Origin of the sequence: Endozoicomonas sp. GU-1 (genome assembly GCF_027366395.1) — a bacterium.
In the GTDB taxonomy this organism is placed as follows: Bacteria; Pseudomonadota; Gammaproteobacteria; order Pseudomonadales; family Endozoicomonadaceae; genus Endozoicomonas.
On record NZ_CP114771.1, the window covers coordinates 223,329 to 246,702 of the forward strand.

General features: G+C 48.9%; 22 protein-coding genes. 10 read left to right on the forward strand and 12 right to left on the reverse strand.

The features are described 5' to 3' along the window. Nucleotides 1-87: 87 nt before the first annotated feature. Nucleotides 88-417, forward strand: coding sequence for a helix-turn-helix domain-containing protein (locus tag O3276_RS01035; protein ID WP_101746298.1), 330 nt, complete (start codon nucleotides 88-90; stop codon nucleotides 415-417). Between the two features lie 69 nt (nucleotides 418-486). Here O3276_RS01035 and O3276_RS01040 read toward each other — a convergent pair whose 3' ends face one another. From O3276_RS01040 to O3276_RS01055, 4 genes are all read right to left on the reverse strand, one after another. Continuing rightward, nucleotides 487-759, reverse strand: coding sequence for an HU family DNA-binding protein (locus O3276_RS01040; protein WP_269673966.1), 273 nt, complete (start codon nucleotides 757-759; stop codon nucleotides 487-489). A gap of 422 nt (nucleotides 760-1,181) precedes the next feature. Continuing rightward, on the reverse strand, nucleotides 1,182-1,658 hold the full coding sequence (locus tag O3276_RS01045; protein WP_269673967.1) for a universal stress protein: 477 nt from the start codon (nucleotides 1,656-1,658) through the stop codon (nucleotides 1,182-1,184). Beyond that, nucleotides 1,621-2,043 carry a universal stress protein gene (locus O3276_RS01050; protein WP_269673968.1) on the reverse strand — a complete coding sequence of 141 codons (423 nt, stop codon included), beginning with the start codon at nucleotides 2,041-2,043 and terminating at the stop codon, nucleotides 1,621-1,623. The genes O3276_RS01045 and O3276_RS01050 overlap by 38 nt, the downstream gene beginning before the upstream one ends. 353 nt (nucleotides 2,044-2,396) lie before the next feature. Continuing rightward, nucleotides 2,397-3,491 carry a hypothetical protein gene (locus O3276_RS01055; RefSeq protein ID WP_269673969.1) on the reverse strand — a complete coding sequence of 365 codons (1,095 nt, stop codon included), beginning with the start codon at nucleotides 3,489-3,491 and terminating at the stop codon, nucleotides 2,397-2,399. A gap of 355 nt (nucleotides 3,492-3,846) precedes the next feature. On the opposite strand from O3276_RS01055, the gene O3276_RS01060 reads away from it, so the two are divergent. The 5 genes from O3276_RS01060 to O3276_RS01080 all read left to right on the forward strand — a co-directional run bounded on the left by O3276_RS01060 (nucleotide 3,847) and on the right by O3276_RS01080 (nucleotide 12,239). Next, a complete protein-coding gene (locus O3276_RS01060) occupies nucleotides 3,847-4,719 on the forward strand; it encodes a hypothetical protein (RefSeq protein WP_269673970.1) in 873 nt (290 codons plus the stop codon). A gap of 101 nt (nucleotides 4,720-4,820) precedes the next feature. Then, nucleotides 4,821-6,527 carry a hypothetical protein gene (locus tag O3276_RS01065; RefSeq protein WP_269673971.1) on the forward strand — a complete coding sequence of 569 codons (1,707 nt, stop codon included), beginning with the start codon at nucleotides 4,821-4,823 and terminating at the stop codon, nucleotides 6,525-6,527. 383 nt (nucleotides 6,528-6,910) lie between these two features. Beyond that, nucleotides 6,911-7,591, forward strand: coding sequence for a MiaE family protein (locus O3276_RS01070; protein WP_269673972.1), 681 nt, complete (start codon nucleotides 6,911-6,913; stop codon nucleotides 7,589-7,591). A gap of 181 nt (nucleotides 7,592-7,772) precedes the next feature. Continuing rightward, on the forward strand, nucleotides 7,773-10,016 hold the full coding sequence (locus O3276_RS01075) for an ankyrin repeat domain-containing protein (RefSeq protein ID WP_269673973.1): 2,244 nt from the start codon (nucleotides 7,773-7,775) through the stop codon (nucleotides 10,014-10,016). 228 nt (nucleotides 10,017-10,244) lie between these two features. Continuing rightward, nucleotides 10,245-12,239 (forward strand): ankyrin repeat domain-containing protein, encoded by a 1,995-nt coding sequence (locus O3276_RS01080; protein ID WP_269673974.1) that lies wholly within the window; start codon nucleotides 10,245-10,247, stop codon nucleotides 12,237-12,239. Between the two features lie 60 nt (nucleotides 12,240-12,299). On the opposite strand, the gene O3276_RS01085 is transcribed toward O3276_RS01080, so the two are convergent. From O3276_RS01085 to O3276_RS01095, 3 genes are all read right to left on the reverse strand, one after another. After that, nucleotides 12,300-12,761, reverse strand: coding sequence for a hypothetical protein (locus tag O3276_RS01085; protein WP_269673975.1), 462 nt, complete (start codon nucleotides 12,759-12,761; stop codon nucleotides 12,300-12,302). Nucleotides 12,762-12,891: 130 nt separating this feature from the next. Further along, on the reverse strand, nucleotides 12,892-13,623 hold the full coding sequence (locus O3276_RS01090; RefSeq protein WP_269673976.1) for a UDP-2,3-diacylglucosamine diphosphatase: 732 nt from the start codon (nucleotides 13,621-13,623) through the stop codon (nucleotides 12,892-12,894). After that, nucleotides 13,623-14,132, reverse strand: a complete 510-nt coding sequence (locus O3276_RS01095) for a peptidylprolyl isomerase (RefSeq protein WP_269675917.1) — start codon at nucleotides 14,130-14,132, stop codon at nucleotides 13,623-13,625. The genes O3276_RS01090 and O3276_RS01095 overlap by 1 nt, the downstream gene beginning before the upstream one ends. 328 nt (nucleotides 14,133-14,460) lie before the next feature. Between O3276_RS01095 and O3276_RS01100 the strand changes: the two genes are divergently transcribed. Together O3276_RS01100 and cysS are read left to right on the forward strand one after the other, a co-directional pair. After that, nucleotides 14,461-16,131: a glutamine--tRNA ligase/YqeY domain fusion protein gene (locus tag O3276_RS01100; RefSeq protein WP_269673977.1), complete on the forward strand. Its 1,671-nt coding sequence runs from the start codon at nucleotides 14,461-14,463 to the stop codon at nucleotides 16,129-16,131. Between the two features lie 21 nt (nucleotides 16,132-16,152). Further along, nucleotides 16,153-17,532: a cysteine--tRNA ligase gene (cysS, locus tag O3276_RS01105; protein WP_269675918.1), complete on the forward strand. Its 1,380-nt coding sequence runs from the start codon at nucleotides 16,153-16,155 to the stop codon at nucleotides 17,530-17,532. Between the two features lie 32 nt (nucleotides 17,533-17,564). On the opposite strand, the gene O3276_RS01110 is transcribed toward cysS, so the two are convergent. From O3276_RS01110 to O3276_RS01130, 5 genes are all read right to left on the reverse strand, one after another. Beyond that, on the reverse strand, nucleotides 17,565-18,437 hold the full coding sequence (locus O3276_RS01110; RefSeq protein WP_269673978.1) for a hypothetical protein: 873 nt from the start codon (nucleotides 18,435-18,437) through the stop codon (nucleotides 17,565-17,567). Further along, a complete protein-coding gene (locus O3276_RS01115) occupies nucleotides 18,406-19,050 on the reverse strand; it encodes a hypothetical protein (protein ID WP_269673979.1) in 645 nt (214 codons plus the stop codon). The genes O3276_RS01110 and O3276_RS01115 overlap by 32 nt, the downstream gene beginning before the upstream one ends. A gap of 75 nt (nucleotides 19,051-19,125) precedes the next feature. Continuing rightward, nucleotides 19,126-20,421 (reverse strand): hypothetical protein, encoded by a 1,296-nt coding sequence (locus O3276_RS01120; protein WP_269673980.1) that lies wholly within the window; start codon nucleotides 20,419-20,421, stop codon nucleotides 19,126-19,128. A 191-nt stretch (nucleotides 20,422-20,612) separates the two neighbouring features. Beyond that, nucleotides 20,613-20,924, reverse strand: a complete 312-nt coding sequence (locus tag O3276_RS01125; RefSeq protein ID WP_269673981.1) for an NrtR DNA-binding winged helix domain-containing protein — start codon at nucleotides 20,922-20,924, stop codon at nucleotides 20,613-20,615. A 98-nt stretch (nucleotides 20,925-21,022) separates the two neighbouring features. Beyond that, on the reverse strand, nucleotides 21,023-21,394 hold the full coding sequence (locus O3276_RS01130) for an NUDIX hydrolase (protein ID WP_269673982.1): 372 nt from the start codon (nucleotides 21,392-21,394) through the stop codon (nucleotides 21,023-21,025). 94 nt (nucleotides 21,395-21,488) lie between these two features. On the opposite strand from O3276_RS01130, the gene O3276_RS01135 reads away from it, so the two are divergent. Continuing rightward, nucleotides 21,489-22,163 (forward strand): isochorismatase family protein, encoded by a 675-nt coding sequence (locus tag O3276_RS01135; RefSeq protein ID WP_269673983.1) that lies wholly within the window; start codon nucleotides 21,489-21,491, stop codon nucleotides 22,161-22,163. Between the two features lie 11 nt (nucleotides 22,164-22,174). After that, the gene (gene pncB / locus O3276_RS01140; RefSeq protein WP_269673984.1) at nucleotides 22,175-23,365 is read left to right on the forward strand and encodes a nicotinate phosphoribosyltransferase; all 1,191 of its coding nucleotides are present in this window, start codon (nucleotides 22,175-22,177) and stop codon (nucleotides 23,363-23,365) included. Nucleotides 23,366-23,374: the final 9 nt, after the last annotated feature.

Sequence of the window (23,374 nt, forward strand, 5' to 3'; positions counted from 1 at the left end):
GGCCGAATGACATAGTGAAATAATTATGTCGGGGTATCTGTGTGTATTGCTGGCATATCTTTCTGAACCTGTCGTGAGTGTGCAAGGATGAACCTGACAACAAGGATTTTATGCTCCCGTAAAGACAAGAAATTTTCGCAGCAGGCTCTGGCGGATTTGATTGGTGTATCCAGAAGTGCACTGGCCCAGTGGGAAACCAGTATGAGCAGTCCCAGTCTCGAGAATCTGCGAAAAATGGCTGAAATTCTTGAGGTGTCTTTCGAATGGCTGGCCACCGGGCGTGGAAACCAGTACCTGGTCAGCTCTGATGAGGTCATCAGTGACTCGGAGGTGGATGGGGAGATTATCGGTCAATTACATCGAATGAACCTGATGAAGAAAAGAGCCATTCTGAATGTGATGAGAGCCATGGCATAAAGTAACAAAATACGCTCAGACAAAAGCGCCTTACCGGCGCTTTTTCGCTTTTTGGGGAACAGTTTCAGACTATTTGATCATTTCCCGGAACTTATTGCCCGGCTTGAACTGAGGAAGTTTGCAGGCGGGGATATGAATTTCTTCACCGGTTTGTGGATTGCGCCCCTTCCTTGCCGCCCGATCTGCTACCGAAAATGTGCCAAAACCAATAAGTTGAACGATGTCGCCGCTTGCCAGTGTCTCCTGTGTGTTGCTGATAAAGGCATTGATAACCAGCTCGGCCTTGCTTCGGGACAGGTTAGCTTGTTCAGCGACTTGCTCAACCAGTTCTTTCTTGTTCATATCCAGTCTCAGGGAATTACCAGTTATGTGGAAAGAAAATACCAGAAGATGGGTGATCCGCCTCTGGCTTCGCTTGGCTCAGGGAAAAACCTGGGCAGGTGGTGAAACACAATCAGCCTGACGTGTATCTCTTGCTGGAAAAACAGATGATGGGAGAAAACCAGGAGCCTGTCGGACTTAAGCGTCCGTAGCGAGGATTGCGAGAAATTGAGGATAAAAATTTCTGCTTCTGAGGAGAATAGCGGGGCTATTTGACGAAAAAGCAGGAATTTTTAGACCAATTTATCGCAACCGCAGTAGGACAGTCTTAAGTCCGGCAGACCCTAGAACAATATAGAAGTTTTTAGCCGCTTTATCCGGTTTCGTGACTGAATTATTTTGAAGTGGCTGCCAGGATGGAGGCTGGCAGCTATAGTGTGGGCTTATTTCCCCAGTTCGCGCTCCAGTGGGATCATGTGATGTTTTGGCTGCAGTACCAGAATATCGGTTTTGACCTCGGAGATCAGCTGTTCGGCGGTATTGCCAATAGCCAGGGCGCTGATGCCGGTTCTTGCGTGAGTGCCAAGAATCAGCAGTTTGGCATCAATGTCTTGCAGCAGCGCGGGGATCATGGTCTCGGTTGGACCGGGTTCAATATGGAAATAGTCTTCATTGAGATTGAACTCCCGGGCATATTCCTGACAATGCTTTTCGTAGTAGTCCTTGTCAGTCCGTCCATCACCGTGATCCTGAATCGCCAGCATCGTTGTCGGGTAGGCGGTGGCCAGATGCAGCTCTGATGAAAACTCACTGGCGATGTCCGTCGCGTATTGCAGGATCGCCTGGTTAAGAATGCTGTGATAATGGTCTCTCGGGTCGGCATTAATGGCCGCGAGGGATTTTGCCTTTGGTCCAGTCACTATTATCCTGCACCAGCAGGACAGGAACCCGGCAGCGGCGGAGGAGGCTCCAGTCTTCAGGCGTAGAAAAGGCTTTCTTGAGGGCGGTGATTAACTTGGCATCTTTAACTACCAGGTGGCAGCGTTCCATCTGACGCACATGGATAATGGTTTCAATAACAGAGCCATTCCATGTTTCATGCAGATAAACTTCCTGACCCTCAGCCATCAGTGGCTCAGCCAGTGCTTCCAGGCGAACCATTGATTCACCATCGGCCCTGGGGTTTGGCGCAAGAATATGCAGGGCAGCACCTGTTACCCGGCAGATCTGGCTGGCCCGTTCAAGGGCAAGCTGCTCTTCCTTTCTGGTATCAACAACGGCCAGAACCTTGGTAATTCCACGCATGTTTTTTCCTCTCTTGCTGATTATTCTGTTTGTTATAGTTCCATCATGCATGAGAGGAACTGATGTTTTTATGACTTGAGTCAATAAAATGCTGTGCAGTTAGGAGTATGTGAATGTTATTCCATGAGTATTTGTATTTATAAAAGAGATCTTATGGGAATCTTGAAAAACTCCATCATGTAAAAGACGGTAAAGTCCCTTCCGATACTCGAATGAGAGAAGTTATTGATCCGAACCCCATCCATTGGGTTGAAGACGCCGTTTAAAGAACTGTTTTCTGTCGTTCAGCGCAATGGTGCTCTGCAAGCTTATGCATTAAAAGGAAACGTTTAATACCCTGAAAAGCCAATTATCTAAACGAGTGTATGCATTTCAAGTACTTCCGGCGTTCTTCCAGAGCCAGTTGGTAAGTCAGCTAAAGCAGCTGGTTGATATTGAGTCCGCTGGAAAGACAGCGGATGCCTGAGTGATTGTGATAAAGCCTGTCCTGTTGATAGTGCCGGATTTGTCTGCTTGATGGCCCTGTAACTGGCATAAGCGCAAAGGCCGTATGTGGCGGCTCCCACTGTCAAAACAGCGGGTATAGCGTACCAGGCATAGGCTGAGAGTTCGTTTGAGGAGTCGGCTGAGGATTCCAATTCAATATTGGTAGTATTAGCCACAGGCATGGTGGGTGAAGGCATGGTTGCTTGTGCAAGCGTTGTGTTGGGTCCCGGTGTCGGGGTTTGTCCAGCCATTGGGGTTTGTGTTGCCGTTGTAAAAGCAGACCATCCGGCTGAGGATTCCAATTCAATATCGGTAGTATTAGCCACAGGCATGGTGGGTGAAGGCATGGTTGCTTGTGCAAGCGTTGTGTTGGGTCCCGGTGTCGGGGTTTGTCCAGGCATTGGGGTTTGTGTTGCCGTTGTAAAAGCAGACCATCCGGCTGAGGATTCCAATTCAATATCGGTAGTATTAGCCACAGGCATGGTGGGTGAAGGCATGGTTGCTTGTGCAAGCGTTGTGTTGGGTCCCGGTGTCGGGGTTTGTCCAGGCATTGGGGTTTGTGTTGCCGTTGTATAAGCAGACCATCCGGCTGAGGATTCCAATTCAATATCGGTAGTATTAGCCACAGGCATGGTGGGTGAAGGCATGGTTGCTTGTGCAAGCGTTGTGTTGGGTCCCGTCGTTGTTGTTTGTACAAGGGGTGTGGTTTGTGTAGAGTTTCGGTTGCATAACTGCGCCCGCTCATCTGAGTTATCTTTACAATCTTTTGTTCCATCACATTGCCAAACAGCGGGAATACATGTGTCGTCGCCACAGATAAAGCGTCCTAACCTGCGACATGTGTTCTGGGTACAATCCTCATCAGAGCCATCGTTACACTCCCAACTCCCATCACATAGCTTATCGCGGCCAATGTCGATACATTGGCCGTTGTCGCAGCGAAAAGGGCGGTCCAGTAACACGCATTCGACCTGTGTACAGAACTCCGGCTTCTCATCAGAGCCATCGCGGCAATCGTTTTTTCCATCACACTGATTATCGATGTCAAGGTTGATACATTGGCCGTTGTCGCAGCGGAAAGGTCGTCCCAGCTCGGTACATTTTTCCTGTGTGCATTCCTGCTCATCCGAGTAATCACGGCAATCGTTTTTCCCATCACACTGATTAGCGATGTCAGGGTTGATACATTGGCCATTGTCGCAGCGGAAAGATCGTCCCAGTTTGGTACAGACTGGATTAACAGTCAGAAACAGTATTATTCGGTTTGATTCAATCAGACCGGTACTTTAAAGACAGCCCACAATAGAGCTAGGTAAATTGGAATCTTGTCAATCAAATGGTTTGGGTCAACAGTTGTGTGATTTGAACATACAGCCACCCATTGACTTTTCAGAAGAAGCGGTAGGTGACTCCGTTCATTACTTGGGCAGGCAGGTAAAGCGACAGGATGGCAACACCGATTGCTCAGAGAAAACTGCTCGAAAAAGACCGACAACTGCAACAGACGACCCTTTACTGCCCGGTAAACTTCGTAAAGTAATGCCAGAAACTGAAGTTTTACCTATCAAAAATGAGCAGTTAATGTCAGAGGGATCCTTCATTACTAGCGGGAGTAAACCGCTATCTGAACGGCAGGTTAATCTTGAGATACAACCCTTTGATTCAAGAGCTGAAGCTATACAGATGGCTGCCAGGAATCTGGTGGGTCAATTTCAATTTGAGGCAATAGAAAAGTCACCAACCAATGAAGTGCAATGTGCCGTTTTCCTTGAGTGCCTGAAACTTGATGTTGAGAATACGCTGATAAGGCTAAACAGAACAACATCTTTAAATGGGGCTCAAAAGCTCCTGATTTTGTTGGCAGCTGAAGAAGAGGAGAAACAACAGAATAAATGTCCACTTCATGATAGCTACTGGATACTTGCGAGGATTCCGTTATCCATCGGTTTTGAGAAGGCAAAGAACCTGTTTCAGCGCCTACCTGATACGCCTTCTCTGCCAGAGGTGGACAATGTCATTAATGAGCAGTTGACAGCATTAAGAGCTGATAAAATGCTCAGGGACAGATTTTGGAGGCCAGACAACCCCTTAAATCGGAAAAAAACGAACTTTCCAGACAGCTGTTGTGTGAAGTTGACAATATTGAAAAAAAATTTATCCCAAAAGTTGGATGGGACGGCCGTTTTTTAGACGCTGAGGATTATATAAATTTCCAGATCTATGCAAGAAGATTGCTGTATCTCTATGCAGCCTGTTCCGGTTTTTCACAGCAGGCTGATATTGCTGAGTTAATGTCGTACATTAAGTCTGTTCTTTATATCATCGAGCCAAATAATGACCATCCGGCTACCATCTGGCATATTGCTAAAGAGCTGGCCTATTTGTCGAAACAACCCGGCTCCATCGATTATTGCCGCTATATTAGTATCCTGGCCAATTGTTTGAAAGCACCGGCACCTGTCGCCTTACAGTTTAAAAAGCTCAAACAATTCAGTGATATCAAAGGGTTCGCTTTACTTGAAAGCAAACCGCTGGACAAGTATCTAATCGTACTGAGAGCAAACATTGATAAGATAGCCCCGGAATATTCACAGGTATTGCTCGATGCAGTTGACGACCTGGAAAAAGAATGTGCTGGTATATCACTACCTGAAGGCAAGCCCGATATCAAAGCGAAAGTGCATCGACTTTTAATGATCATTGCCGCCTGCAAATCATCCAAAGAAATAATGGCTACTTCAGTATTGGTTCATTTTGTCAGGGCCATCATGGAACATGGCAATAAAAAAAATATTCCTTATTTGATCGCTGGGCTGGCTCGTCTGGTTCAGAGTACCCCGAAAATACAGAAAATATTGGGTGAGCCCGGAATCAAGGGCGGGGAGCATTTGCGAATGGCACCGCTGCAATGGCTGGCATTTGTACCCGATGTACTCTCAGAAGATGACATTGAGGAACTCTGTAAATCTTTGCAAGCCTCCAGCGCCAGCAGGCGAAAGATGAAAGATGGCAAGGTTTTCCACTTGTGGCTGGCTACTATGGAGCAGGCAATGGCCAGCGAGGTTATCAATAAGGCCATGGTAATGCCGATTCTGAAAAAGCTTACCCAAAGTCTGACTTATGAAAAACTGGGCTGGCTTTATATGGTATTCAGCATGGGAGACAGGTTAAATCAATTTCTGGACAGCACGGGTTTCAGCTGTCAGAAGGAAGGATTACCATCGTTGATCGCAGAAAAAGGGGCTGACGCTTTGGTGGGCGTCAATAAAGAGTTCTCACAATGGCTGATGAAACAACGACATCACCATCTCCTGCCTTTGTACATGGTATCAATGATAGAAGAGGGGAATGCAGCAGTTATAAACCTTATCCATCAGTTTATAGAGACCAGCGTTAACAATACCTTTATTCAGAGCAGGCAGTCACCGCTGCACAATCCACACCTGCGGGCCATTTACAAGAAATATCCCCGATTGGAAGCAGGTTGGGGAGCTAACTTCAGTGGTTTCAGCGAGGAAACCCGAAACAAGCTCTTGTCCCACGGGGAAACCCTGGAGCTGACAGAGGACCCGTGGGATCTTTTTATCAGTGGGCTTGAAGTTAAAAGCTGTCTATCACCTGACGCCCTGAGTTTTAGAAGTGGACTGATGAGTTATGTGATGGATGGACGCAATGCCATGATTGTCATAAAGAACCAAAAAGGAAATATTCTCAGCAGAAGTGTGATTCGCATGGTGCTGGATCAGGATGATTGCCCTGCGTTATTGCTTGAAAAAGGCTATCCGGATAAGCGTAATTTATTGTTCATTGATGCCGCACGGGACATTGCTGACGAGATGGGCCTGCCCCTTTACCATTACGTGGATGCTAAAACAGGTACAAAAGGTATGATAAAACTTCTGGAAGGGAGAGCACCTCTCGATTATTTTGACGCTTTTCCTATATTAAAGGAGAGACAGAAACTTACGATTAACGACGTACAACGTGATGTAAGGTAGTCATAACGGATGCTTGCAGGCTCCTCAGGTGGCAGACCTTTCTTTGTGCAAGGCAAAGATTAAAGATCTGACCTCTGATTTTTACCATCTGAATTTTTACTGGAACTCTGGTTTGTTCCAACTGAATTAGAAGTCAGTGTTAATCCACCGGAGTTTCCAGCTGAATGGATTGACTGGAGATACTGCTCTCTTGCGATTTTCGCCTGCTTTGAAGCTTCTTCCTTGTTGGCGGTTTGTCTTTTGATTCTGTTGTAAGTATTAAAAAGCTATCCTCCAGCGTATCGCCATCACCCCCTAATCCAGATACAGCCTGTAACCAACCACACGAACCACTGTTATCAGTCGAATTAACCACATATCATAACTTCCAGACTGGAGGCCATATGATCGTAGACATTTTCCATATCTTAGATTTCTTACCCTGTCCCACCCCTCAAAAGTGGATTGAAGAAGCTTGTAAGCCTGAAAACTTACCTCTAATTCTTACAGATCATGCAAATAATGAACTGAAGGCCGCTCAATCAGCGATGGCGATCATGAGCCGTTATCGCACCGGGACGTTCGTCCGGGGTAATGGCCGCTGTGAACAGCAGAAAGGTGGGCTGCAACTCAGAATAGAAGATCAGTTAAGCCTGCTGAACAAAATGTCCAGACTGGCCCGTGAAGAGTTGCGGCACTATGAGCAGGTTCTGGCCATTATGGCTCGCAGGGATATTCCCTATGTTTACCTGGAAGCCGGTCGTTATGCGGGGCAGTTAAGTGCTGCCATCAGAACGTTTGAACCATTCAGGCTGGTCGATACCCTGGTGATGGGAGCGTTTATTGAAGCCCGTTCCTGTGAGCGTTTTGCGGCACTCTCGCCATGGCTGGACGATGAATTGAAGAAGTTTTATCGGTCATTATTGAAGTCTGAAAGTCGACATTTTCAGGACTATCTGGCATTGGCAGAGGCCATTAATGGCGGGTCAGTGGCTGACCGGGTGGCGATATTCGCCGGGATTGAACAGGATGCCATTGAGTCGCCGGACAAACTATTCCGTTTTCACAGTGGTGTGCCTGTCTGAGAATATCGGTACCAGGGGTTTCGCTGCTGTGTCGACTGTACGTAAAACGTGATAGACCGGCTCTGCATTGTCGTGGTTTTAAAATCTCTAGCCGTCTTTGCTTTTAAATAAACGTACGGGGGATAAAAAAAGGGAAATAAATGTCCAACAGGGCTATCGAAAACTGAATTGGAATTACAAAATGTATAGTGCAGTTTCCAGTGCTGATAGCCAGTGCACTTTCGCCGGTACAACTCCCTCTGGCCCTGATGCCACGGATCAGTCGTTAGCCCCTGTTCTTCCTGCCTTGCCAAAAGAAACTTCCCTTGCTCACAACAGCCCTGTCCCCGCCGCTGCCCTGACGGAAAGAACCATCGCACCATCAAGGCATCATAACCCACAACCCTTGCCGGAAAACTGGCAATGGCAATTTGTCTCTGGAATCCTGAATGGAGAAATCGAGGCCATTTCAGGATTACTTCAACAAGGTGCAGATGTTAACAGCGACCTCTCCAGCCAGATTGCAAAATTGGCTCAACAACCTGTCAACATTGACGGGACGCACCCCTCTGTTACAGTTCGCCTGGGCAAGACTGCCGGGCTGGGGGTTCTGTGTACCCCGCTCTGGCTGGCAGCCGGGGCTGGCAAGCTTGAAGTGGTAGAACTTCTGCTGTCTAAGGGGGCGCTCCCTGATGCCAGGGACTATCGCTTTGCACCTCTTGAGATGGCAGCCGTTGCAGGGCATCTGAAGATAGTCAGGGTCCTGCTGGAATATAAGGCAGACATACAAGCTGGCAGTACCACAGGTGTTAATTCTCCACTGTACTGGGCCGTTCATGCTGGCCATCAGGATGTGGTGGAGTTTTTGGAAATGAACGGTGCCCATTTGCAAGTTGGTTGCCCGGGCATGGACGCTCTGATTCACGAATCAGCCAGAAGGGGATCGACCAATTTAATAGAGTATCTGCTCAATCGCGGCGAAGACATTGATAACCACAGTACCGGTCAGCGTACCCCGGTTTATGCTGCGGCAATCAATGGCCATTTTGAGCAGGTCAAGTTACTGCTTGAGCGAGGTGCAAACAATAGCCATGGCGAAACCGGTTGCGAAACCTTAATCTGGGCTGCCTGTTACAGCGGCAACCTCCAAATGGTCAAATATCTGCTTGATCAGGGGGCGGACATCAACGCGGGCGGCGGTAATACCTACCCCTGGACAGAACCCCATCCCATCGAGGCTGCTGCTCATTCTGGCAATTGGCAACTGTTGGCGTACTTGCTGGAGCATCAGAATTTGACTATCAACACCCCCGACTTCAGCGCGACTCTGTTCCGCCACGCTGCTGAGGGTGGCAAAGTGGTGATGATGGATTACATTGCCAACAGGGCAACTATCAACATTAATGAGACGGGTTGGGATTCCCCGATCTCAGCAGCGGCCCGCAGTGGCTCTATCGAAGCGGTGAAGTGGCTACTTGACAGGGGCGCAAACATTGAGGCTAACTGCTCAGGCAAACAAACTCCACTGTGTCAGGCTTGCGCCGGGGGGCACTTTAAACTGGTCAAATCCCTGGTCAGCAAGGGCGCAAGACTTGACGGCAATACAGGATGGGATTCGCCAATCTATTTTGCGGCCAGAGCTGGCAGTATTGATACCGTGGCATACCTGCTTGACAGGGGCGTCAGCGTCAATGCTGATGCTTCAGGTTTTCGTACCCCTATCTACATAGCAGCGCAGAAGGGGCTTGGGAAGATGGCGGAATACCTGCTGGATAAAGGCGCAGATGTTAATGCTAATGTTAATGCTAACGAAAGTCTCCACACGCCTGTCATTGGGGCTGCATTGAATGGGCACCTTGAGCTGGTCAAGCATCTGGTTCACAAATCCGCAGCAATTGATGCAGGTTCTTTGCTTTTTGTCGCCGCCCTGGTAGGTAACTGCCCCTTACTGGAATACCTGTTTGAAGAGCACACAATACTGCAGCGTATCGAACCGTCACACGTTTCAATGGCACTCATTCAAGCCTCTTTTCATGGCCACCTGAACGCAGTAAAGTACCTGCTCGGCGCATTCGAGACCCATTTCAGTACTGCGCCCAAGCCTGACATCTCTAAACCGCTCTGGATGGCGGCCCAAAGTGGGCATGTTGATGTCGTGAAGTATCTTGCTGGGCTGGGGGCTAACGTGAATGTGGAAAGCCAGAACTTTGGTAGCGCGGTTTGGACTGCAGCAAAGTATGGTCATCTGGATACCGTCATGTACCTGCATCAACAGGGTGCCGACATTCACTACTCAAACCCTGCCAACGATACGGATGTACTTTCCATAGCTGAGCAAATGGGTCATCAGGATGTTGCTCAATACCTGCAGCAGCTTAATCATTTTTCTCCCAATGACCAGCAGTCTTTGTCGGAAACCCGGGGAGCACTTTTCCTCGATCGATGAGTCAAAAAATGAGTAAAATCCGATTTCACAGCGGTGTGCCTGTCTGAGAATATTGGTAGCAGAATCTTCGCCGCTGTGACCACTGTCGGTAAAACTTGATAGACCGGCCCTACACTGTCGTGGTTATAAAATCTCTGGCTGTCTTTGCTGTTAAATAAACATCCGGGGGATAAAAAAAGGGAAATAAATGTCAAATAGGGCTATCGAAAACTGAATTGGAATTTCAAAATGTATAATGCTGTTTCCAGTCCTCTTAGCCCGAGAACATTGGCCGGTACAACGCCCTCTGGCACTGATCACAGGGGTAAGTCGCCAGCCCCTGTTTTTCCTGCCTTGCCAAAAGCGCCTGCCTGCAACCCCGCTGTCCCCGTCACTTCCCTGACGAAAAGAGCCATTGCACCATCATGGAATCATAACCCACGAGCCTTGCCGGAAAACTGGCAAAGACAATTTGTCTCTGGAATCCTGAATGGAAAAATCCTCGCCATTTCAGGTTTGCTGCAACGGGGGGCCGATGTTAATGGTGACCTCTCCGAGCAGATGGCAACATTGGATCAACAACCTGTCAGCATTCACGGGACGTCCTCTCATGTTATAGCCCGTCTGGGCAGGACTATTAAGATGGGGGCTCAGTGCACCCCACTCTGGCTGGCAGTCGGGGCTGGCAAGCTTGAAGTGGTAAAACTTCTGCTGGCTAAGGGGGCACTTCCTGACGCAAAAGGCTCTCTCTATGGGCCTCTTGTGATGGCAGCCGTTTCAGGGCATCTGGCGATAGTCAGGGTCCTGCTGGAATATAAGGCAGACATTCAGGCGGGCAGTACCACAGGTTTTAGTTCTCCACTGTACTGGGCCATTCATGCAGGCCATCAGGATGTGGTGAAGTTTCTGAAAGAGAACGGTGCCCGGTTACAAGTCGGTTGCCGGGGCATGGATGCTCTGATTTACCAATCGGCCAGAATGGGATCGACCAATCTAATCGAGTATCTGCTCAATCTCGGCGAGCACATTGATAACCACAGTACCGGTCAGCGTACCCCGGTTTATGTTGCGGCAATCAATGGCCATTTCGAGCAGGTCAAGTTACTGCTTGAGCGAGGTGCAAACAATAGCCATGGCGAAACCGGCAGTAAAACCTTGATCTGGGCTGCCTGTCGCAGCGGCTACCTGCCAATGGTCAAATATCTGCTTGAGCAGGGGGCGGATATCAACGCCGGATGTGGTAATACCTACTCCCAGACAAACCCGCACCCTCTTGAGGCAGCGGCCCATTCTGGTAATGTGGAACTGTTGAGGTTCCTGCTGAGGCACCTGAATCTGAATCTTGGCACTACCCACCTCAGCGCCACTCTGTTCCGGCAAGCGGCTGAGGGTGGCAAGGTGGTGATGATGAATTACATTGCCAGCAGGGCAGCCATCAACGTTAATGGGGAGGGTTACGATTCCCCGATCTCTGCTGCGGCCCGCAGTGGCTCAATCGCAGCTGTCACGTGGCTACTTGACAGGGGGGCAGACATTGAAGCCAATTGCTCAGGCCAGCAAACTCCGTTGTGTCAGGCCTGCGCCGGGGGGCACTGTGGACTGGTCAAACTCCTGCTGGAAAAAGGCGCAGATATTAACGCCAACGCCGCGCTCGATACGCCTATTGTTGAGGCTGCATCGAAGGGGCACCTTGAGCTGGTCATGCTTCTGGCTCATAAATCCGCAGCAATTGATGCAGATGCTTTGCTTTTTGTCGCCGCCCTGGGAGGTCACTGCCACGTACTGGAATACCTGTTTGAAGAGTACACCATACAGCAGCTGATCAAACCGTCACACGTTTCATCGGCGCTGATTCATGCGTCAAGTCAAGGCCACCTGAAAGCGGTAAAGTATCTGCTCAGCGCATTCGAGACCCATTTCAGTACTGCGCCCGGGCCTGACATCTCTGAACTGCTATGGAAGGCGTGCCAAGGTGGGCATATTGATGTGGTGAAGTATTTTGTTGAACTGGGGGCTGACGTTAATGTGGAAAGACGGAACTTTGGCAGCGCGATCTGGACTGCATCAGACTATGGTCATCTGGATACCGTAATGTACCTGCATCAACAGGGTGCCGACATTCGCTACTCAAACCCTGCCAACAATACGGATGTACTTTCCATTGCTGAGAAAATGGGGCATCTGGATGTTGTTCAATATCTGCAGCAATTTAAGGTGACCAGCAGTTTTAGTCGGAAGCCCTGAGGAATCATCGATAAGTCAAAATAAGTGACATCCGATGTCACAGTGGTACCTGATTTTTCGTCAGACTATATCTGAGCGTTTATTCGGGATGATAAGCCTTGCAGCGGATTGACTCTGTGCAGGCTGGTTTTCAGTGTTAGAGGGGGTAGGTGGGGCTGACGTTTGAGTGGGAAAAATTTTGTTCATAAACGCGTGGGCAGCCAATGTGATGGTTCCTGAAATCACTGCCTGAGCAAAGAAAGACAGGGTTTGATGCTCGCTACGTAGTTGCTGATAATTGATCCATTGATGTGAATCGTTACCAAAGTAGTATTGGTCTAAAAAATCGTCGGCAGGCTGGTTGTAGTAAGATTGGACCTTGTGGATCGCTATGCTGGTCACACATCCGTAGCTAAAGGCCAAAACACCATACGTAGCGAACTTAAATGCCTTGGCAGCCGCTGTTGATGCTGAGGACCGAGGCTCTTGGGAATTATTTGGCTGTCTTGTGTCAGGCGTATTGGTGATGAGACTGGAAAACATGATCAAATCCTCTAAATGAATGTAAGATTATTTCTATTGACAATATCAGAGGATCATTTGTTCAATTTTTGAAAAAAAATTATGGTTTTCATACGAGGGCATCAGGCGCAGTAACTTTTTTACTCGCGGATCATGGATGTTTGATCGGGAAAGCATCCAGCGTTATGCCATTGCTGTCCAGCTCAATCTCCCAGCCCTTATTCGTCCAGTCACCCAATACATAGCGTTTGCCGATCCCATGTTTTAAGGCGACTTCATGGATGTCCGGGCGGTGCGTGTGGCCGTGGATTAAGGTATCTACCTCGAACCTTTCCATTGCCTCAACCACTTCGGATCGCGTCACATCCATAATGTCCAGCGCTTTGCCGATTTTGGCCGCTTTGCTTTTTTGGCGGATTTTGCGGCCCAGATTCTTGCGGTAAGACAAGGGAGTCATACGCAGTAAAGCCATCACCAGGGGATTACGGATAATTTTTCGGTAGCGCTGGTACTGCTTGTCTTCAGTACAGAGTGAGTCACCGTGCATCAGCAGAATTTTCTGGTTATTAATCGTGATCAGTGTTGGGTCTTTCAGCCACTGTGCGCCGGTGGCCAGCAGGAAGCTTTTCCCGATGGCGAAATCCCGGTTGCCGGGCATCAGGTACAGGGCCTTGCCGCTGTTAGTATACTGTCTGAGTCGCTGGGCAATATCGTGTTGAAAGTCATCCATGGCATCATCCCCGACCCAGTACTCAAAGAAGTCACCCAGAATATAGAGGGCATCAGCCTGCGGGGCACGATCAGCCAGATAATGGCAGAACGCCCGGGCAACCGCCGGGTATTCTGGTGTCAGGTGAAGGTCTGAAATAAACAGCGCCTTCATCAGGCGGTTTCCACGTTCTCAAGCACTTCTGCGGACTCAATTACCACGTCTTCTACCGGAACATCCTGGTGGCCGGCACGGAAAGTGGTTTTCACCCCTTTGATCTTGTTGACGATATCCATGCCTTCAGTTACTTTGCCGAAGACGCAGTAGCCCCAGCCATCACTGGTTTTGCCGCTGTGGTTAAGGAAGTGGTTGTCTTTGACATTAATAAAGAACTGGGCGGAGGCCGAGTGCGGGTCCATGGTTCTGGCCATGGCAATCGTCCCGGTTTCATTCTTCAGGCCGTTATCGGCCTCATTGTCGATGGGCATCCTGGTTGATTTTTGCACCATGCCAGGCTCAAAGCCGCCGCCCTGTATCATAAAACCATCGATAACACGGTGGAAAATGGTGCCATTAAAATGGCCGCTATTCGCATACTCAATGAAATTGGCAACGGTTTTTGGTGCTTTTTCAGCATCCAGGTCCAGTTTGATATCACCGAAATTGGTGTGTAATACGACCATCATGTGGGTCACCACTCTTGTTAAATAACGTCTGTTACATAACGTCCACAGACTCTGGGAGCGTCAGGAAAACCAGGGATTCTAGGTGTTTCTCGTACCTGTGTAAAACCTATTCGTTAAACCAGGGGCCGAATACTGATAGTCAATACGATCTATTATTGTCTTTCAGGCCTGTCTGTCGGTAAAAAGTGAAACCACACCTGGTAAATTCTCCTGGCAGGATAATGAGTTATTTTCCAGCATTGGCAGATATGGTAGTCTCAGCCGATTATGGCGCAGGTGTCTAAACTCTGTTCGCCAGTAACCTCTCATAGATGCATCAGTGACAATGACTGCTACCGAAAAAGCCAGAAACTTTCTGGAACAGATTATTGAAAAAGACTTGGCAGAAGGCCGGGTCAGCCGAATTCATACCCGCTTTCCTCCTGAGCCGAATGGTTTTCTCCATGTTGGCCACGCTACTTCTATATGTCTGAACTTTGGTCTGGCAGAAAAGTACCAGGGTGAGTGCAACCTCCGTTTTGACGATACCAACCCGGAGAAAGAAGAACAGGTCTATGTGGACGCCATTCAGGAGGATATCCGCTGGCTGGGCTTCCAGTGGTCCGGTGAGGTTCGTTATGCCTCCAGCTATTTTGACCAGTTTTATGATTGGGCTCTGCACCTGATTCGTGCAGGCAAGGCCTACGTGGATCATCAGGACGCTGAAGCCATGCGCGTTAACCGGGGTGATTTCAATAAGCCCGGTGTGGAGAGCCCGGACAGAAACAAGTCTGTCGAAGAAAACCTGGCTGAATTTGCCAAAATGCGGGCCGGTGACTACGAAGAAGGCAAGGCGTCCCTGCGGGCCAAAATCGATATGCAGAGCCCCAATATGAACATGCGGGACCCGGTTCTCTATCGGATTCGCAAGGTGCCTCACCATCAGACCGGCGACAAGTGGTGCATTTACCCCAGCTATGACTTTGCCCATGGCCAGGAAGATGCCATTGAGCATATTACCCACTCTATCTGCACCCTGGAGTTCCAGGATCACCGTCCTCTCTATGAATGGTTCCTGGATAACCTGCCGGTTCCGGCCAGACCCCGACAGTATGAGTTTGCCCGTACCAACCTGAATTACACGGTGACTTCCAAGCGCAAGTTGAAGAAGCTGGTGGATGAAGGTGTGGTGAATGGTTGGGACGATCCCCGAATGCCAACCATCTCCGGTATGCGTCGTCGTGGTTATACCCCGGCTGCCATCCGCCGCTTTTCCGAGATGGCGGGTGTAAGCCGATCCGATGGCACGGCTGATGTGTCCATGCTGGAACATGCCATTCGTGATGACCTGAACACCAATGCCGCCCGAGCCATGGCGGTACTCTCGCCTTTGAAGCTGGTGATTCAGAACCTGCCGGAAGGCGAGGTGCAGGAGATGGCGGCGGCAACACATCCTAATCGTCCGGAGCTGGGGCAGAGAACCCTGCCGTTTACCCGGGAAATCTACATCGATCAGGAAGACTTCACCGAAGATACCACCTTATCCCGCAAGAAGTTCAAGCGCCTGGTAATTGGTGACTATGTTCGTCTCAGAAGTGCCTATGTCATTAAGGCGGAAGCAGTGATCCGTGATGAGAGTGGCAATATTGTTGAAGTTCATGCCTCTTATGTGCCGGGTACGGTAGGGGAAGATCCACCGGAAGGTATTCGTCCTCGTGGCGTTATTCACTGGGTTTCGGCGACTCACGGCCAACAGGCTGAATTGAGAATTTATGATCGTCTGTTCAGCCATCCGGCACCGGATCGTGGTGAAGAGGACTTTCTGAGTCATGTGAATCCGGACTCCCTGAAGGTGACTCAGGCGTGGCTTGAGCCATCGCTGGTCAATGCGGCACCGGAACAGTCCTTCCAGTTTGAGCGTGAAGGTTACTTTGTTGCAGACCGCCGTGACCACTGCGTCGAACACCCGGTGTTTAACCTGACCATTGGTTTGAAAGATACCTGGGCCAATAAGTGAAGAAAGGATACCGATAAAGTGCTGCAGATTTATAACAGCCTGACCCGTAAGAAAGAGCCGTTTACCCCATTGGATGGCAATCATGTGCGCATGTACGTCTGTGGTATGACAGTATACGACTACTGTCATATTGGCCACGCTCGTACGGTAACGGCGTTTGATGTGGTGGCTCGTTATCTCCGTGCCCGTGGTTATGATCTGACCTATGTTCGCAATATTACGGATGTGGATGACAAGATTATTCGCCGGGCGGCCGAAAATGGTGAGGATTTTATGGCCCTTACCGGTCGTATGATCGCCGCCATGCAGGAAGACTTCCAGCGATTGGGTAACCTGCCACCAGACCAGGAGCCAAAGGCCACCGAATTTGTACCGGGCATGGTGGCAATGATCGAGCAGCTGATCGGTAAGGGGTTTGCCTACACACCAGGTAACGGGGATGTCTATTACCGCGTTCATAAGTTTGCGGATTACGGCAAGCTGTCCGGCAAGGTGCTTGAAGAGCTGGAAGCGGGTGCCCGAATTGAGGTGGAAGAGCAAAAAGAAGATCCGCTGGATTTTGTTTTGTGGAAAGCTGCCAAGCCCGGTGAGCCCAGCTGGCCATCGCCCTGGGGTGAGGGGCGTCCGGGCTGGCATATTGAGTGCTCTGTTATGGGTAAATGCTGTCTGGGCGATACCTTTGATATTCATGGTGGCGGTTCAGATCTGAAGTTCCCTCATCATGAGAATGAGATTGCCCAGAGCGAAGCGTGTAACGATGCCAGGTTTGTGAATACCTGGATGCACTCTGGCGCAATCCGCATCGATAATGTGAAGATGTCCAAGAGCCTTGGTAACTTCTTTACTATCCGGGAAGTGCTGGATGAGTACGATGAAGAAGTGGTTCGCTACTTTATGATCTCCAGCCACTACCGCAGCCCGATCAACTATTCCGAAGAGAGCCTGAAAGAGGCGGGTGTTCGTCTTGAGCGTCTGTACACCGCGTTACAAGGGCTTGACCTGGAAGGGGTGTCCGCAGCAGAAAATAATGAGTTCGAGCAGCGGTTCTTCAAGGTTATGGACGATGACTTCAATACCGCAGAAGGGCTTGCCGTATTGTTTGAGCTGGTGCGTCACCTCAATACCGTGCGCAGTCAGGACGAATCTGCCGCCCTGCCACTGGCTGCCCTGCTGGTTAAGCTTGGTGGGGTTCTGGGTATTCTGCAGCGGGATCCGGAAGTGTTTCTGAAATCCGGTGCGGATGTCGATGAAGCCATGATTGAAAGCATGATTGAGCAACGCAACAATGCCAAAAGGCAGCGTGATTTTGCTGAAGCAGATCGTATCCGTGATGAGCTTGCTGCCCGGGGAGTTATTCTTCAGGACAGCAGAGAAGGTACAACATGGCGGATTGAGCGTTAACGTCATTTTATACGGCTGGCGGCTTTTTGCTGTCAGCCCTCTTTCGGAAGGAGAGAAACCTCGCTGGAACGCAGTTTTATTTTATTTATATCAAAGTCTCTCATAAAAGCTTCAGCCCCAAAGCCAAAAATATAGCTTTTTAATTTTTCATCATCGATTGGTTTTATTTTTGCCTGCAATTTACGGTATTTATTCGACAATTCTGCGATCGGGACACTTTTTAATTCCGGGGCAGGCAGTCTGAAAAGGAAGCGGGTACTGATGCCACTTGCTTCATCATAATGGCAGGCAATACCTCCCTGGTGCTTGCTAAAAAACTTCAGGATATCTGCAGTGATCGGCTGTCCGAAAAGTGATTTAATATGAGTCAGCACCTGTTGGGATTCAGGTGTGATTCTTCTACTGGCTTCATCAATCAAGGCGGTGGCTATCAAATAGATGGGAATTTCTTTTGCATGCTTTACATTCTGCAACCGTGCGTCATAAAAAGCCCCTTCAGGATGTTTTTTGATATACGCTGCCACTTCGCTCTGATCAAATTTCAGACTCCCTTCTACCTTCATTGCCTTGATTTGTTGGTTGGGCAGTGCTTTAAACGCCTCAGGGAACCAAATGCGGAATTTAATGTGTAGCGGGTAGATTTGAGCTGTGCCAAGACCAGCGGACTTAAAGTCTGTAACATGAATGATATCGCCATATATACGTTGGTTTCGAGAAAAGTTTAAACATTCTATTACATCAAGGCAGTGCTGGCTGTGGGAAGGCATCCAGTTCGCAGTTGGCTGATTGAAAGTGGTCGGAGTAGGCAGCAAGGGTGCCTTATAATTTTGGTTTTGCTGCAAAAATAAATGAAAAGCTCTTGCCAGCAAGGTGTTAGAGGGGGGGGATCCCAAAAGTATTTTCATAATTAAGGGTGGCTGCCCATAATTCCGCCATAAGCACTTGTACATGGGTATTATTTTGCAGGCTGGAATGAGGATCGATTGAGCTGCCAGCGAATGCTCCGGGTAACATTCCGTTGTCTTCTGGTAACGATGCTTCAGCACTTTCCGCGGATTTATTAATCCCTTTGGCGGATGATGTTTGAGAAAAACCATCAGTGTATCTTTTTCCATCGTCGGGGCAGTGCTCAGATTTTCTGGGGTGGGGCCGATTCGGATTGCCTGTTGCTGTAGATTTGGGGGTATGTTCTGAAGTATGGGGTGTTGGGACATGAACGGGTGCCGACCTTTTCCTTTGACGCATGCGCGGTTGCACATCGGCAATGCTGGTGCTGCCAGGACCGGTGAAACCCGGGTTTAAATAAGAGGTGAACATCTGCCCCTGTTGACCTGGAAAGTAGGGGTGTTGATGTCGCTGTGCCAGATGAGCTGTGTGACTTATATTCCGTCCCTGCCAATGGGGCATTCCTGTAAAGGAGGGCTGCCGATAAGGAGAAGTCAGTTGAGCTGGTACTGGCGCGCCGTATCTGGGGTATCCTTGTGCAGTGGCGTTTGTTGTGTATGGATTGTTGTTCATTGTGAGTCACTTTGCCTGGTTAATTTGTTAAGATAGCTGAATTAAGAAGCGTGATGTCTTATTGTGTCTCCCGGACTAATCATCTGATACAAAACTGACAGTGTGAGAAAATAACTGTATGCTCCCCCTTCTGCGAATGCCTCGTCTAAGAAAGCAGCCTACACCCAAAGATTCAATATAGTCTGATAGCTCACTGTCATTCATGGAATGATGTATGGTAGCTTCCAGTTCGCAAAACAGCCCTCTGAGCGAGGATACTGACAGTGACGTATACACGGTAGGTGTGTTAAACATAAAATAGGCAAGATAGCCTGTTGTCGGATCTTTATGGCAAGCTATTCCGCCAATTTGTTTGGAGTCAAAGAATACTATTCTGGCATTGACTCTTTTCTCATTCAGGGATTTCAGGTGATCGAGAATTTTCGGTATTTCCTGCTCTGCCTCCAAAGGGTCAATGCTCTCCTGAGTGATTGCCAGCTGAGTAGATGACGATAAATTCATTTCATCACATTTCAGGAAAATAGGAATTCTGCTGATGGGCTCTCTTTGCTGTTCTTTAGTATAAAAGCAGCCGACGGGTTGCCTGGATAAGTATTGGATCAGAGCCTGCCATGATGAGAAGCATAGCTTTCCCTGTATGGGTGACGAGATCATACCGTTGGCTACTATATCTAATGGAAAGCGCAGGCCAACCTTCAGATTAAAACTCCCCAACTGTATATTGCCGGTACCAGCTCTTTGATGGTAGGCAATGTCGTCAATGGTTGCAGTAAAGTATCTTCCCCGGTTCAGGGTAATGAGTTCCATGACTTCCGTGGCTTCAGATGCGTTTGCTGGCGCTATTCCTGTTGATCTTGCCGGAAACCGGGGCAAAAATTGCATTGCAGTGTCAGGGCAAACCGGCTGGGGGATGTAGCAGGGTGTTAGGCTGGCCTGGAATGGACTAAAAGGGAGGGGAGGAGCGCAAAAGGTTGGCCGACAAAAGTAAAGCGCCTGCTCTTGCGCGGGGATGAAAGCTGGAATTCTTCGACGTGTTGATACAACAGCAATGGGGTAGGTGTCGCTCTGTGCAGATACCGTTGGTAGTGGTGCTGCTGCAACTGGTAGCTGTAGTGGGTAAAAAAACGTTTGAGAAGGTGGGTTGAGCATCTGTGAATAATAAACTTGTTGTTCCGTTGGCTGGTCTGGCAGGGCAACTTCTCTCTGCCGCCATATTGTTACTGGTTTTACCAGTAATGGGTTGTTTGCTGTTGGTTGTATGATGATATTGTTGGTATCTGTACCAGATCGAAGCGAATTAACATGCATCTTTGAAAATTGCTCTCTTGGAGTAAGTGGACTATTAAAATTACTTTTTAATGGATAGCGCATTCACAGGGGAAGGCATTATTTGAGTAAATTAATAGAAAGATGATTCAATATTTCATTATTATTCCTGCCACTTGTCATTTAGTGCACTTTTGTAACTGTTAATCAATTTTGCCGATCAATCTTGCTAATCAATTTGCAGGGGGTAATGTGTGACAATCCGGATATAATATGAATTCTCACCAGAAGATTTTTCAAACTTTAGTTGTTAAATAGAGCCTGTCAAATAACCAGTTTTCTGACTGTCGGTTGGTCTGGTAAAGCGTAGCGGGCCGGTTGCTTCCATAGCGCTTTTTGCCGGTATCCTCAAGCAGATTGTAATTCAGGAATCGGTTGCGGATCGAGCGCATGGGTGGTGCTTTGCCAAGAATAACCGAAAAGACATTTTGAATATCGGATAACGTGAACTCTGTTGGCAGCAGATAAACAGGCAGTGCACTGTACTGTATTTTATTTTTCAGTCTGTCCAGCGCTTCCATAACCAGTTGGTTATGATCATAGGCCAATGTGGTTACCGGTTGATCATTGACAACATCAACCCATGCCGCCTGGGCCTGTAATGACTGTTCATTACCCGGACGAAGGAGTGCGTAGTAAACGACGGTTAATGACCAGCCCTGGAGTCTCTCTGATTATCGCCAATGGTGACGACCTGCTCGAAATAGGTGGCAGGTTCTGACGTCAGTCGGCTCAGTTGTCGTTTTGCCGTATCTTCAAGGCAGTGATCAAATTCAGGCTCTATTCTGCCTGCCGGGAGCTGGGGGCACTTATTTTCCGGTAACTGATGAACAAGTACCTGAAGGCTGTTGTTGGCGCTGAGCTGAAACACGACCAGATCGACAGAGATAAGTGCCGTGTTCAGGCTCTTGATTGTCTTGAGGCTTTTAATCGGCTGAAGGCTTTTAATCGGCTGAAGGCTTTTAATCGGCTGAAGGCTTTTAATCGGCTGAAGGCTCTTGGTCGGCTTGGGGCCCATGGACAAATCCTGATGGCAGATACTCTGGTTGACAGGTTAGGGAACATAATTCACTATGTTAGTGAACCAGATTCCTTTTGTCACGGTGAAAATAATGTATGCCATTGGGTCGAGGGAGACCATTGCTGCTTTTGATGTGGATGCCCAGAACTGTTTCACCCCGCTGTGTCCAGATGAGCTACCGGTTCCGGATGGTCATAATATCGCTACTGAGTTGAATCGCCAGGCCCGGCTGGCTGGTGTTCGTGTGGGTTCCAAGGATGCGCATCCGGCCAATGCAGTATGGGTGGCTGGGGCAGAGTATCCGCAGTTGACGCCGGTAACCGGCCATAAAAATGTTGATCTGCGCTGGAATCGACATGCTGTCCCCGGCACACAGGGGTTTGAGCTGGTGAGTGGGCTTCCCGACGTGACGGATTATGATTATTTTGTCTGGAAGGGGGTCGAGATGGATATTCATCCCTATGGTGCCTGTTTTCATGACCTGGTAGAACGGTTGAGTACAGGAGTTATTGAATTTTTAACCAATAAAGGCATTACCACCGTGTTGGTTGGTGGTCTGGCGCTTGATTTCTGTGTAAAAACCACGGCATTGCAACTGCAGCGGGCTGGTTTTCAGGTGTATGTCAATCTTGCCGCCACCCGTGGCCTGGCTGAATCATCAGTGGCTGATGCTATTGCCGAGCTGAATGCCGGCGGAGTTATTTTGGTAGAGAGTGCCAGCGATCTGATCATTGCTGATGCGGTCAGTGATGTCGACGCTCTCTGAAGGAAAGAAGTATGGATAGCCCGATTATACCAACCCTCCTCGACACCGACCTGTATAAATACACCATGCAGCAGTCCATGGTGCACCGCTATCCGGATGCCTGGGCTCGCATGGAGTTTCATTGCCGGAGTGACCAGCCGTTAGTCCTGTCAAAAAAGCAACTGAAAAGGCAGTGTGAATTTCTGGGAGAGCTGCGTCTGAGTTCGGAAGAGCTTGAGTGGCTGTCTACTCTGCCGTTTATTGCGGATGATTTTATCGAGTATCTTGAGGGTTTCCGGCTTGACCCACATGCGGTTGCCATTGAACAGACCAGTGGTCAACTGTCGTTGGTGATCGAGGGGCTCTGGAGTGAAATTACCCACTTTGAAATTTTCCTGCTGGCAATCATCAGTGAGCTGCATGGTCATAGCTTTTATGGTCAGGGAGCTCAGGATGATGTGATTACTCAAGGCCAGCGTCGCCTTGATGAGAAGCTGAACCAGCTTCCGGGCGATAGTGGTATTACCCTGGTCGATTTTGGTACGCGTCGGCGGTTTTCAAGGGATTGGCATTACCACGTCGTGGAAAGCCTGAAGCACCGCTTACCAGATAACTTTGTGGGCACCAGCAACCTGAATCTGGCAAGAACCCTTGGCTTGAAACCACTAGGCACCATGGCTCATGAGTGGCTGCAGTCCCATCAGGTTCTCGGTCAGAGTCTGCGGACCAGTCAGAAAGATGCGTTAAGGGTATGGCTGGATGAGTATCAAGGTCAGCTCGGCATAGCGCTTACGGATACCATCAGCATGGCAGCGTTTCTGAAGGACTTTGATGTTGAGTTGGCCAGCGCCTACCAGGGGATGCGCCATGATTCCGGTGACCCTTTTGTCTGGGGTGAATTGGCCCTTGATCATTATCGCCGACTGGGCATTGACCCGCGCAGCAAAAGCCTGGTATTCAGTGATAAGCTGAACTTTGATAAAGCGTTGGCTATTTACCAATGGTTCGCTGGCAAAATTAATGTCAGCTTTGGGATTGGTACCTATCTCACCAATGATATGGGCTTTAATGCGCCCAATATTGTTCTGAAATTAACCGAGCTGAATGGGGCTCCCGTCGCCAAACTCTCAGACAGCCCGGGTAAAACACTGTGCCATGATAAGGACTATATTGAGCGGTTAAAGAAAACGTTTGGCTATCAGTCAGATTACGGATACTCATGACCAATCATG